The 11661-nt window shown below is 36.6% G+C and carries 12 protein-coding genes and 1 other annotated feature; of the genes, 3 read left to right on the top strand and 9 right to left on the bottom strand.

Annotation, left to right across the window (positions count from 1 at the left end):
• Positions 1-11: 11 nt before the first annotated feature.
• Genes IGL36_RS06115 through IGL36_RS06090 form a run of 6 tightly spaced genes read right to left on the bottom strand, consistent with a single transcriptional unit; the run spans position 12 to position 4722 of the window.
• A complete protein-coding gene (locus tag IGL36_RS06115; RefSeq protein WP_002357676.1) occupies positions 12-323 on the bottom strand; it encodes a V-type ATP synthase subunit F in 312 nt (103 codons plus the stop codon).
• A complete protein-coding gene (locus IGL36_RS06110) occupies positions 313-1314 on the bottom strand; it encodes a V-type ATPase subunit (protein WP_002398269.1) in 1002 nt (333 codons plus the stop codon). The genes IGL36_RS06115 and IGL36_RS06110 overlap by 11 nt, the downstream gene beginning before the upstream one ends.
• A gap of 16 nt (positions 1315-1330) precedes the next feature.
• Positions 1331-1912, bottom strand: coding sequence for a V-type ATP synthase subunit E (locus IGL36_RS06105; RefSeq protein WP_002398268.1), 582 nt, complete (start codon positions 1910-1912; stop codon positions 1331-1333).
• 16 nt (positions 1913-1928) lie between these two features.
• Positions 1929-2402 (bottom strand): V-type ATP synthase subunit K, encoded by a 474-nt coding sequence (locus IGL36_RS06100; RefSeq protein ID WP_002363905.1) that lies wholly within the window; start codon positions 2400-2402, stop codon positions 1929-1931.
• A gap of 27 nt (positions 2403-2429) precedes the next feature.
• On the bottom strand, positions 2430-4409 hold the full coding sequence (locus IGL36_RS06095; protein ID WP_002361772.1) for a V-type ATP synthase subunit I: 1980 nt from the start codon (positions 4407-4409) through the stop codon (positions 2430-2432).
• On the bottom strand, positions 4399-4722 hold the full coding sequence (locus tag IGL36_RS06090) for a V-type ATPase subunit F (protein WP_002381927.1): 324 nt from the start codon (positions 4720-4722) through the stop codon (positions 4399-4401). Before IGL36_RS06090 ends, IGL36_RS06095 begins: the two co-directional genes overlap by 11 nt.
• 116 nt (positions 4723-4838) lie before the next feature.
• Positions 4839-4886: a sequence feature (sodium ion sensor (DUF1646 type); this cis-regulatory element may regulate processes involved in with the transportation of sodium ions), on the bottom strand.
• A gap of 209 nt (positions 4887-5095) precedes the next feature.
• Here IGL36_RS06090 and nrdI point away from each other — a divergent pair.
• Both nrdI and IGL36_RS06080 read left to right on the top strand, forming a co-directional pair.
• Entirely contained in the window at positions 5096-5539 is a 444-nt protein-coding gene (gene nrdI / locus IGL36_RS06085) for a class Ib ribonucleoside-diphosphate reductase assembly flavoprotein NrdI (RefSeq protein ID WP_010716982.1), read from the top strand.
• 58 nt (positions 5540-5597) lie between these two features.
• Entirely contained in the window at positions 5598-5777 is a 180-nt protein-coding gene (locus tag IGL36_RS06080; RefSeq protein ID WP_002357684.1) for a hypothetical protein, read from the top strand.
• Between the two features lie 65 nt (positions 5778-5842).
• Here IGL36_RS06080 and IGL36_RS06075 read toward each other — a convergent pair whose 3' ends face one another.
• A complete protein-coding gene (locus tag IGL36_RS06075; protein ID WP_002357685.1) occupies positions 5843-7192 on the bottom strand; it encodes a glucose-6-phosphate isomerase in 1350 nt (449 codons plus the stop codon).
• 181 nt (positions 7193-7373) lie between these two features.
• A complete protein-coding gene (gene gdhA, locus IGL36_RS06070) occupies positions 7374-8720 on the bottom strand; it encodes an NADP-specific glutamate dehydrogenase (RefSeq protein WP_430609063.1) in 1347 nt (448 codons plus the stop codon).
• Between the two features lie 137 nt (positions 8721-8857).
• Between gdhA and IGL36_RS06065 the strand changes: the two genes are divergently transcribed.
• Complete coding sequence (locus tag IGL36_RS06065; RefSeq protein WP_002398266.1) at positions 8858-10144, top strand: NAD(P)/FAD-dependent oxidoreductase; 1287 nt, start codon at positions 8858-8860, stop codon at positions 10142-10144.
• A 40-nt stretch (positions 10145-10184) separates the two neighbouring features.
• On the opposite strand, the gene abc-f is transcribed toward IGL36_RS06065, so the two are convergent.
• A complete protein-coding gene (abc-f, locus tag IGL36_RS06060; RefSeq protein ID WP_002398265.1) occupies positions 10185-11651 on the bottom strand; it encodes a ribosomal protection-like ABC-F family protein in 1467 nt (488 codons plus the stop codon).
• Positions 11652-11661: the final 10 nt, after the last annotated feature.

The raw sequence follows: 11661 nt of genomic DNA, 5'->3' as shown, positions 1-11661 counted from the left end.
TCTCCTTTGCATTATAAAATATTTTGTCCAATTGCTTTTTCAACATTTTTTTCAATCTCGCTTAAACCGATTCCGATTGTACCATTATGACTTGGGATTAAAATAATCGCTGGTGTCACTTGTTCTTTGTATCGTTCAATCGTTTCTTCTGCTAAAGTAGAGGCTTCTTCCGTTATGAAAATGACCCCAAACTTATTTTTTGCCATAGTTTCAATGGCTTCTCTAACTTGCATTTCTGAAATGGCATGATGGACCTCAAAGCCAAACAGTTTAAATGGTAAGATTGAATTTTTGTCTCCAATGACACCAATTTTATACCCCATTGACTTTTCGCATCCTTTCTCGAATTTTTTCATTTGAAAACCCACTATGTTTTCCGACCAAAATTAAACGTAGATTTTTCCATTCAACCTCTTTCGCATTCAAAAAGGCTAGTAATGGGAGCGGCCCAAAAGCAACCGTTCGCCCGTTTTCATACATTGAGGTCAGGTAATCATCTTTGAGTTTTTCAAAAGCCAATAAATTTAATTCATTGGTTTCTTTATTGATAATCTTTTCTAATAGTTGTCCGTAATTCGTTGTTCTGACAAATGCTGTAAATTCTACAAGTGACTTTTCCGCATAGGTCAACAGCTCTTTCTTTGAGAGACTGCCAGCGCTAGAAAGCACGGTTGATAAAAAGTTGCTGTTTTGATGTTGAACAATCCCTCTAGCCATCGTTGATAGATTGGTTAAATCAATAAAAGCGATGACTTCCTTCGTTAACTCTTCATAGCCCAATTCATCCGCTAATTTTCGCTGTTGCTGTAAAAATGCTCGATCATAAAGGATATCAATTGCTTGCGGCAAACCGCCTTCTTCCAGATAGGCAAAAACATCACGGATCACTTCTAATAATGCTGGCTCAAGTTCGGAAGAGTTTTTTGTATGAATGGCACTTTTGACTGTGTTTAGAGAATAACGACCATCCTCTAAATAAAGATAATCAAAATCTTTACCTGTTTGCTCAGCTTTCGTCAAAATTTTCAAGTTATGGAAGGTAAAACGCATCGTATACAACGTTACTACAGCTGGTTCTGGAGCCATTTCATATAACCAGCGATAAAGATTTCCCAGCGCTTCAGAAGAATGGTAGTCAAATTTTTCTTCAAAAGTTTCGGTTAAATAAGGTTGATAAACCGTACTTTTTAACATATTTTTAACGTCTTCAACTGTTTCCGCTTCTAAAAGTTGTTGAAACTGTTGCTCAGAAAGCAGCTCCGTTTCTTTTAAACGAATCAGCGGATTAATTTGATGATACGTTGGTTTTCTCATGCTACGTCCTCCCTTCTTAACTGAAAAGTTTTTCTGCTACTTTAAAGCCTTCTGTTTTTTGAATCTCTTCAACTAATGCTGAAAAGAGAAAATTATAATCCAAACCGTCTTTTGCAACGATAAAGCCACTTTCTTTTGGAACAACTTCCTCTGAAAGCTCCCATTGAACAGTAGCATCAGAAAGGGCGGTCAGCCATTCTTGCGTCACTTTCGTTTGAGAATACTCGCCTAAAAGAATGGTCGCTTTTCCTGTTAATTCAAGTGAACCTAATTGTACTTTCATAAATTGTTGAAATTCTTCTGCTGACCATTCACTCATCTTTAAGACCACTTCGTCAAATAATTGGTTAAGATATGCTTGTTTTTTATTTAATGCATCCTGACGAATTTCTAGTGTTTGCCGTTGTTGGCGTTGTTTAAATTCTTTTAATAATTGTTGTTGTCGTTTTTCTATTTCATGTTCTTGCTTCAGCAAAATTTCTTGTTGTGCTGCTTGGAATTCTTGATCGATGCGCGTTTGTTCACTGGTGACATAGGCTTCGACTTCTTGCTTTCCTTGTTGCTTAATTTCACTGATGATTTTTTCAATGGCATCCATCCATCTGCCTCCTCAATTATTTGACGTTCAATACAAGTAAGAAGGAAATTACGAACCCTAAGATGGCATAAGTTTCAACCATGGCAGCATAGATAATTCCTTTTGTTGCATGTTCTGGTTTCTTCGCTAAAATTTGGATCCCCGCAGCGGCTACACGACCTTGGGCAATCCCAGAGAACAATCCTGCAAAAGCAATTGGTAAAGCTGCTACAAAATAGTTCAATCCTTGAACCATACTCATATCGTTTCCTAAGTTAATATAAATTAAGAAAGCAATAACGAAACCGTATAGTCCTTGTGTACCTGGTAATAACTGTAAAATTAACGCTTGACCAAATTTTTCTGGCTGCTCCGTCGTTAAAGCTGCTGCTGCTTCCCCAGTAAAGCCAACCCCTTTGGCTGATCCAATCCCAGCAAAAATTGTCGCCATTGCCATTCCTAATACTGCAAAAACAATTCCACCATTATTATTAATTAAGTAATCCATCATCTCTATTTTCCTCCAATAAATAATTTTCTATTTTTTCTCAACATTGACATACTTTTCTTTTGTTTTTAGCGGATTAAACGCCCGGCCACCGCCTGTGTAAAATTTTCCAAAGAACTCAACATATTGCAAACGTGCGCCATGAACATAAGCACCTAATAACGATAAGAATATGTTTAACGCATGTAAAACAATTAACAGCAAGATGCCCACGCTAAAACGGGCAACTGGCGGCATGAACTCTACGAGCATATTAAACGCTGAAGCAATACTTCCCCCAGCAATTCCTAACGCCATCAAACGTGTATAACTAACTAAATCACCGACATAACCTGTCACACCGTATAGTCCATACAGTCCTTTGGCTAAGCCTTTTAATTTGGCCTTCGATTGAATCATTGGAATCACAATAATTGCAATGGCAGAAAGGCTAGCTAAAATCGCACCTGCTGTAAATAAGCCTTCATTTTTAACCACTAATTTACCAACGACTAACAATGCTAAACCAAACAAAATCCCTAACCAAGCGTAACTTTCGTTAATACTATCTAAATAGCGCTTTTGTTTTGATAACTGAATCCCATTAATCATTAAACCGACAACCAATTGGATAAACCCAAAAATAACCGATAAAATAAGAATCGTATTTACATCTTCGGTCGTTGATAAAATCGGAAATGGTGATTTGATTCCAAACATTGTTGGCGGTAATGCTGCACCGAAAAACGAACCGTAAATGAAGCCCCAAATAATTGTTGGAAATGATAAAATCAAGAAAAAGTCGGCAAAACGCTTCATGCCTCTCGGTAAAACAAATGCTTTCAACGCAATAATAGACAAGAGTAGCATCAGTAAGCCATAGCCAATATCCGCTACCATCATGCCAAAAAAGACTAGATAAAACGGCATCATCGCAGGTGTCGGATCAACTTCTTCATATTTTGGTAAGCTATACATCTCTGTTAACATTTCAAACGGCTGCACCAGTTTATTATTCGCTAGTTTAACTGGTATATCTGTCTCAATTTCCGCCTTCGTAGGATTTTCAAAAGTAAGAGCTATTTCGTCCTTAGGAACTTTTTCTTCAATCGCTGTCAAAATATCGGCTTTTTCTTCGACTGGAATCCACGTTTGCAAGATGAAAAATGACGAAGCATTTAACAAATGTTGACGTGCTTGTTCTCTTTGGATAACCGCCAATAAGACTTCTTCAGCCAAGCAAAACGTTTCATAAAAATCATGATAAGAAGCCAGTTGTTGCTTTAAGGCTTTTTCTTCTTTTTGTAAAATTTCATATCGTTCTTTGACTTGTTGATATGCCTCTTTAGGCGGAACATCATAACGGTATTGGAGTGGTTCAAAACTATATTGGTTTAATAACTCGGTTACACTCTGCTGATGTTCCTTCAGGTAAACGAGTGTAAAATAACTATGATGCATACTTTGATAAATTTCTTCAAAATAAACCGTTGGCCATTGAGACAAAGCGCTCAAGAAACTGGCTTTATTGGCTAGATTTATCGAACCATGAACGACATAACTACTTTTTAACTGCTGTTTATGCGGTAAAATATCCAGATATTGCCAGCGGCCTAATAATTCTTCTTCAGCTTCTAATCCTTGACGATCCGTTTGAATTTGTTTCAAAGATTCTTGAATATTCTTTAATTCCGTCAAATAGCTTTGTAATGTTTCTTCATCAAAGGTTTGTTCCAACTCTTCTAAGGTATAGACTTTTCTTTTTATCTTTAAGCCTTTTCCTGAAGAGCGTGTCAAAAATAAAAGAAGCTCTTGCAATTGTTGTAGCATCGTTTCATATTTACGTAGCTGTTCAGTTGACTGTTCTGCTTGTAAAAAAGAATATTGACTCTTTAAGGCTTGTTCTTCTTCAGGCGAATGAAAAATCCGTTTTACTTCGACAATTTGCAAGCCTTGAATGGCTTGTAGAATTGCTGCTTCTTTTTCGGCAGCGGCAATTATTGTCATTTTTTCCATTTTACTAACTGCCATAAACGTCTTTCACCCTCTCAATAATTGAATCAATGACTTGTTCTTTGTTCGCTTCATAACGTTCGTGAAGCGCTTGTTCAGTGCGCTTTGTTTCATCTAAAAGTTGTTCTTTTTCAAGTTGTAACATCTTTTCTTGCGTTGCTAGTGAATCCGTCAGCACTTTTTCAACAGCTTCTTCACTCTCTTGACGTAGTTCAGCTAAACGTTCTTGCTTCTGTTCTTCATATAAACGACAATTCATCTTAGCTTGTTGCCGATGCTCTTCCACCGCATCTTCCGCTGCCTTGATTTGCTCTAGTACTTCTTGTACCATTGTCTCCACCTCCTTAGTTTTTACACCTTTAGCATATAAGAAAAAGGACTAGCGAAATAGAGATACGCTCAGCCCTTTTGTTTTAGGTATGCAAAAAGGCGCAAACTCAAAAATTGTTCTTCTCACCCCTTGAAGAACTGAATCCTTGAAGCTTTCGCCCAACCATTCTTTATTCAATACTCTACCATCTTAGCAAAGTTTTTCGCAAAATTCAATACTTACCCAAATGAATTAAAATAACAAATTTTCACTTTTATAATAGGTAATAAAGAGGCATTATTTTTTTTTGCTTTATAATTATTGATCTTGAATTTTTTTCACATAGATGTGCTATACTTACGTAAACAATTAAATTTATTTGGAGGGATCTCTGATGAATATACGATATATTTCAATCTCTGGTAATACACGCTCATTTGTTCAACGTTTAACAACTTATGCTGAAGAGCAACATCAGCAAAACGAAAAAAATCCTACGATTACTTTCAAAGAAATTTCGGAAAATTCTCCGTTAGAAGTAGAAACAGAACCATTTTTTACCTTTGTGCCTACCTATTTAGATGGTGGCGATGGCATCAACAACGGCAATACCGAAATTTTAACAGAAGTCATGCGAGAATATCTTGCTTTTGAAAATAATTATCGTTATTGCTCTGGCGTGGTGGGCAGCGGCAATAAAAACTTTAACCACCAATACTGCCTGACAGCTAAACAGTATGCGGAACAATTTAACTCTCCCTTCTTAGCTGACTATGAATTAAGAGGCACCCAAGCGGATATTGAACGAATTTATGCTATTTTAAAGGAAAACCAATAAGCAAGTTTCATTACTAAAAAGCTCACCTATGATAGACTACATTTTGAGGTGAAGAAAAATGAGAAATACATGGTTAGCAGAACAACTTCAGTCAATCAGTGAAGAACCCAATTCTTTTATTATCGAGGAAACCATCAAATATATTGAACAATTAGAAGATGATAATGAAAGTCTTCAAGTTGCATTGGAAGGAACTATTTGGAGTCCTAAAAAATGGAACGAACCTTTGGAAAAATAATTTAAACAGAAGAAAAGAGCCAGAAACGTAAGTGTTTCTGGCCCTTTTCTTCTGTTATTTACAAATTATAGACGTGCATTTAAATCTTTTGCTAATTCTTCAAAACCTGGTTTACCTAATAAAGCGAACATGTTGCGTTTGTAAGCTTCAACACCTGGTTGATCAAATGGATTAACCCCATTTAAGTAACCTGAGATGCCCACCGCAATTTCAAAGAAGTACATAACATAACCTAATGAATAAGCATCCATTGTTGGCACTTTAACGATCATGTTTGGCACACCACCATCTGTGTGAGCAAGCAACGTACCTTCGAACGCTTTTGTATTGACGAAGTCAATTTCTTTTCCTTGTAAATAGCCTAGGCCATCTAAGTCTTCATTTTGTTCTGGAATTGAAATGCTATGGCGTGGATTTTCAATTTTAACCACTGTTTCAAATAAGTTACGCATACCCTCTTGAACATATTGACCCATAGAATGTAAGTCAGTTGAAAAGTCTGCGGCTGCTGGGAAAATACCTTTGCCATCTTTTCCTTCTGATTCACCGTATAATTGTTTCCACCATTCAGAGAAATAGTGCATGCCAGGCTCATAGTTAATTAACATTTCAGTTGTTTTGCCTTTACGATATAAAATGTTACGTAACGCAGCATATTGATAGGCTTGGTTTTCTTTTAAGTCGCTCGTTGCGCCGTATTCTTTACGTGCATCATTTGCACCTTCCATTAAACGATCAATATCCGCACCGCTAACAGCGATTGGTAAAAGACCTACTGGCGTTAAAACAGTGAAACGGCCGCCCACATCATCAGGAATCACAAATGTTTCCCAACCTTCCGCATCAGCTTCAACTTTTACTGCTCCTTTAGCACGGTCGGTTGTCGCATAAATACGTTTATTGGCTTCTTCTTTGCCATATTTATTAATTAATAACTCTTTAAAGACGCGGAAAGCAATCGCTGGTTCTGTCGTCGTTCCAGATTTTGAAATAACGTTGACAGAAAAATCACGATCACCAATCACATTGATTAAATCAGCTAAATAAGTTGAGCTGATGCTATTTCCAGCAAAGAAGATTTGTGGCGCTTTCCGTTCTTCTTTTGATAATAGATTATTAAATGAATGTGTCAAAAATTCAATTGCTGCACGGGCACCTAAATATGAACCACCGATACCAATGACTACTAATACCTCAGAGTCAGATTGAATTTTTGCTGCTGCTTTTTTAATGCGCGCGAATTCTTCTTTGTCATAGTTTTCTGGTAAATCAATCCAGCCAGTAAAATCATTACCAGCTCCTGTACCTTCACGTAATGCTTTGTCCACTGCAGTGACTTGTGTTTGCATGTATTCCAATTCATGGTCAGCAACAAATGGTGCTAATTTGGAATAATCTAATTGAATGTGTGACATTCCTTTTCCTCCTCGAAAGTAAACTTACTACATGTATACTTTACGTGTTTTTAGACATTTTTTCAAGCAAATTCTTTTGGATAGACCAATTGTTTAATTTTAACTATTTAATTAGAGATATTTATTCTCTTAATCAAACAAATCAATAAAAAATGCTAGGAAATCCTAGCATTTTTTGTTATTAAACGAGTCCTTGACTTAGCATCGCTGCCGCTACTTTTTCAAAGCCAGCAATATTCGCACCTAAAACAAAGTTATCTCGTGCCTGATATTCGTTAGCTGTATCACGACAAGTCTCATAAATGTTTTGCATAATTTGATCTAGCATACCGTCAACTTTTTCAAAGGACCAAGCTAAACGTTCAGCATTTTGGCTCATCTCTAATGCAGAAACCGCAACACCACCTGCATTAGCGGCTTTGCCTGGACAATAAATTACAGCTGATTTAGCAAAAACGGCGACTGCTTCTAGTGTACAAGGCATATTTGCGCCTTCTGCCACGACTTTCACTCCGTTTTTCACTAAAATAGCGGCTTGCTTTTCGTTGATTTCATTTTGTGTTGCACATGGTAATGCAATGTCATAAGCTGTTTCGAAATCCCAAACAGATTCTTTATCATAATAAGTTGCGCCTTTACGTGTTTCAACATATTTTGAAATGCGTTCACGATTTTTTTCTTTTAGTTCTTTTACTAACGCCACATCAATTCCTTCTGGATCATAGACAAAACCAGACGAATCGGAACATGTGATTACTGTGGCGCCTAGCTCATTTGCTTTTTCCATGGCATAAATTGCGACATTACCGCTACCAGAAACAGCGACTTTTTTGCCTTCAAACGTATCGTTTTTATCTGCTAATAAATGTTTAACAAAATAAACCGTTCCATAACCCGTCGCTTCTGTTCTTGCTTGGCTTCCCCAGTATCCTAAAGGTTTGCCAGTCAACACTCCTGCATCATAGTTGCGCAAGCGTTTATACATGCCAAACAAATAACCAATTTCACGAGCGCCTACGCCAATATCGCCTGCTGGAACATCTGTACTTGGACCAATATGTTTTTGAAGTTCGGTCATGAAACTTTGACAAAAGCGCATCACTTCAGCATCTGACTTACCTTTTGGATCAAAATCACTACCGCCTTTGCCGCCACCGATTGGCAAACCAGTTAAACTATTTTTAAAAATTTGTTCAAAGGCCAAAAACTTCATCACACTTAAATTCACACTTGGATGAAACCGCAAACCACCTTTGTATGGCCCAATCGCTGAATTATATTGGACACGATAGCCTCTGTTCACATGCCAATTGCCCTGGTCATCTTGCCACGGCACACGAAATTGAAAAATACGTTCAGGTTCAATCAAGACACCTAAAACATTTGCTTCAATGTATTGAGGATTTTTTTCTAAAAAACCTTCTACGGTTGGTAAAAACTCATCGACTGCTTGTAAATATTCTGTTTGACCTTGGTCTAATTGGTGAATTTTTTCTTGAATATTTTTAACATATTGTTTTGCGTCCATTTAATCATCCTCTCATTGTTATAGGTTTATTTTAACTGAAAATTCAAAAATTACCATAGTCAAACGTTTATTTTTTCCTTAAATCCAGAAAAAATCCCGTAATTATGGTACACTACCTATTGAATTGGAGGAGAACTATGAAGAAATTTGATGTAATTATTGTCGGCGCTGGGACGAGTGGTATGATGGCCACGATTGCGGCTGCAGAAGCAGGCGCTCAAGTATTATTGATTGAAAAAAATCGCCGTGTTGGGAAAAAATTATTAATGACTGGTGGCGGCCGCTGTAATGTAACTAATAATCGGCCCGCAGAAGAAATCATTTCATTTATTCCTGGAAATGGAAAATTTTTATACAGCGCATTTTCACAATTTGATAACTATGATATCATGAACTTTTTTGAATCCAATGGTATTCACTTAAAAGAAGAAGATCACGGACGCATGTTCCCTGTTACAGATAAATCGAAGTCAATTGTTGATGCGCTATTTAATCGTATTAACGAATTAGGAGTCACTGTTTTTACAAAAACACAGGTCACAAAATTACTACGAAAAGACGATCAAATAATTGGCGTTGAAACCGAATTTGAAAAAATTTATGCACCGTGTGTTGTATTAACAACTGGCGGCCGCACTTATCCTTCCACAGGAGCAACTGGTGATGGCTATAAACTAGCCAAAAAAATGGGGCATACCATCAGCCCGCTCTACCCTACCGAATCACCTATTATTTCTGAAGAACCTTTTATCCTTGATAAAACGTTGCAAGGTCTCTCTTTACAAGATGTTAATTTAACTGTTTTGAACCAAAAAGGAAAACCTTTAGTTAATCATCAAATGGATATGCTGTTTACACATTTTGGCATTTCAGGACCTGCCGCGCTCCGCTGTTCTAGTTTTATTAACCAAGAATTAACTCGCAACGGCAATCAACCTGTCACGGTAGCCTTGGACGTGTTTCCGACAAAATCTTTTGAAGAAGTGCTGAAAAACGTTGATTACATGATTGAGGAACAGCCAAATAAAGTGGCAAAAAATGCCTTTCATTCTTTAATACCAGAACGGCTGCTTACTTTTTATCTAGAGAAACTAGCAATTGAAGAAGTGCCTGCCAAACAACTAACAGAAAAGCAACGTCTTTCCTTTGTGGAACTACTGAAAGACTTTCAGTTCACTGTTACGAAAACATTGCCTTTGGAAAAATCTTTTGTCACAGGCGGTGGGATTTCCCTCAAAGAAGTGACCCCTAAAACAATGGAGAGCAAATTAGTCAATGGCTTATTTTTTGCTGGTGAACTTTTAGATATTAATGGCTATACTGGAGGCTACAATGTTACAGCTGCATTTGTCACTGGACATGTTGCTGGCTCCCATGCCGCAGAAATTGCAGAATACACCTATTTACCAATTGAAGAAGTCTAAACAAAAAGTCGCTAAAATAGCGACTTTTTGTTTACTTTTTTTATTTATCAATAATTTTCCCGTTTTCTAAATAAATAGGGCGGGTGGCTACTTTTTCCACAAACGTTTCATCATGCGAAGTGAAAATTACTGTTCCTTGATAGGCACTTATAAATTCTTCAAGTGCTTGGATTGTGTCTAAATCAAGAAAATTGGTGGGTTCATCCAATAAGATAATATTATTTGGTTCTATAAACAATTGCGCCAAAGTAATTTTTATGGCTTCGCCACCACTTAGAGAAGATATCTTTGTCTGTAAATTTTCTTGTTGAAAACCTAGTCGATATAAAAGTGAACGCACAATCTTTTCAGAATAATTTGTCCGCTTCAATAAATAAGTCAACAGTGGTTCATCATTTTTTAATCGATAATCTAATTGATGATACGTTCCTAACCTGACTTTGGGAGAAAAGTAAATGGCCGGGTGACGGGCTTCAATTTGTTGAAGGAAGGTACTCTTCCCAGCACCATTTTTTCCACAAAGTGCTATTTTTTCGTTTAAAGGAATTTGAACGTTCACTTGGTTAAGAATTGTTCGATTCTCATAAGCGAAAGTTAAATTTTCAATTCTAATTGGATATGGATTGTATAAAGAGAACTGATTATTAGTAGGAAAAATAATTTTTCGCTTTTGTTTTGCTTGCGCAACATCGGGTAATCTGTCAATTCTGGCATTAATCGCTTTCGCTTGTTTTTGGAGTGCTTTTTGTACGGTATCTTTTTGTTTAGAACCAGCTAAACGACTAGGTTTAATTTGCTTTTGTTTTTGTTTTTTTGAAACATGACTAGATTTTTGCGCTTGTGCTTGTTTCTTTGTGTAAGATTCCTGTAATTTTTTCTTTTCCTTTTGATATTGATGATAGACATTATATTGTGTTTGCTGTTCCAATTCTTTTTGACGACAATACGCATCGTAGTTCCCTAAATATTCTTTGACATGTCCATCCGAAACTTCCCAAATTTTCTCTGCTAATTGATTCAAGAAAAAGCGATCATGACTAACAAACAAAACGGTCCCATAATAATACGTTAAATCTGCCACTAACAACTGACGATGTTCTTTATCTAAATGTGTGGTTGGTTCATCTAAAATAACCCCGGTTGGATACTCTGAAAATAATGTTGCTAAGCGTTTTTGGACTTTTTCGCCACCACTTAGTTTTTGATTTTTCTGATTTAACAAACAGTTTTTGTCAGTTTTCTCTGGTTCATTCGTTATTTCTTCAGCTACTTGTGCCAAGTAATGAAAGTCGTTCAATCTTTGAACTTTTCCTTTGTCTGATTGAATCTTACCCATAATTAAATTGAGCAGTGTTGATTTTCCTGCGCCGTTTTTACCAATAATCCCAATTTTTTCATTTTCATATACAAATAATTCATCAATTTCTAGAATTGTTTTTCCCGAAAAGTGAATACTTACTTCTTTCAGATGAATACTTAATTTTTTCATTTTGCTCTCTTCTTTCATTTCTGAAACG

Origin of the sequence: Enterococcus sp. AZ011 (assembly GCF_050548355.1) — a bacterium.
Lineage (GTDB): Bacteria > Bacillota > Bacilli > Lactobacillales > Enterococcaceae > Enterococcus > Enterococcus faecalis.
The sequence above is the reverse complement of the archived record's forward strand: the minus strand, read 5'-3'. Positions and strand labels throughout refer to the sequence as shown.

Excerpts from the sequence above, each read along its gene's own strand:
- gdhA (WP_430609063.1), bottom strand. The coding sequence starts at position 8,720 with ATGGACGCAAAACAATATGTTAAAAATATTCAAGAAAAAATTCACCAA.
- IGL36_RS06115 (WP_002357676.1), bottom strand. The coding sequence starts at position 323 with ATGGGGTATAAAATTGGTGTCATTGGAGACAAAAATTCAATCTTACCA.
- IGL36_RS06075 (WP_002357685.1), bottom strand. The coding sequence starts at position 7,192 with ATGTCACACATTCAATTAGATTATTCCAAATTAGCACCATTTGTTGCT.
- IGL36_RS06090 (WP_002381927.1), bottom strand. The coding sequence starts at position 4,722 with ATGGTACAAGAAGTACTAGAGCAAATCAAGGCAGCGGAAGATGCGGTG.
- nrdI (WP_010716982.1), top strand. The coding sequence starts at position 5,096 with ATGAATATACGATATATTTCAATCTCTGGTAATACACGCTCATTTGTT.
- IGL36_RS06095 (WP_002361772.1), bottom strand. The coding sequence starts at position 4,409 with ATGGCAGTTAGTAAAATGGAAAAAATGACAATAATTGCCGCTGCCGAA.
- IGL36_RS06080 (WP_002357684.1), top strand. The coding sequence starts at position 5,598 with ATGAGAAATACATGGTTAGCAGAACAACTTCAGTCAATCAGTGAAGAA.
- IGL36_RS06105 (WP_002398268.1), bottom strand. The coding sequence starts at position 1,912 with ATGGATGCCATTGAAAAAATCATCAGTGAAATTAAGCAACAAGGAAAG.
- abc-f (WP_002398265.1), bottom strand. The coding sequence starts at position 11,651 with ATGAAAGAAGAGAGCAAAATGAAAAAATTAAGTATTCATCTGAAAGAA.
- IGL36_RS06100 (WP_002363905.1), bottom strand. The coding sequence starts at position 2,402 with ATGATGGATTACTTAATTAATAATAATGGTGGAATTGTTTTTGCAGTA.
- IGL36_RS06110 (WP_002398269.1), bottom strand. The coding sequence starts at position 1,314 with ATGAGAAAACCAACGTATCATCAAATTAATCCGCTGATTCGTTTAAAA.
- IGL36_RS06065 (WP_002398266.1), top strand. The coding sequence starts at position 8,858 with ATGAAGAAATTTGATGTAATTATTGTCGGCGCTGGGACGAGTGGTATG.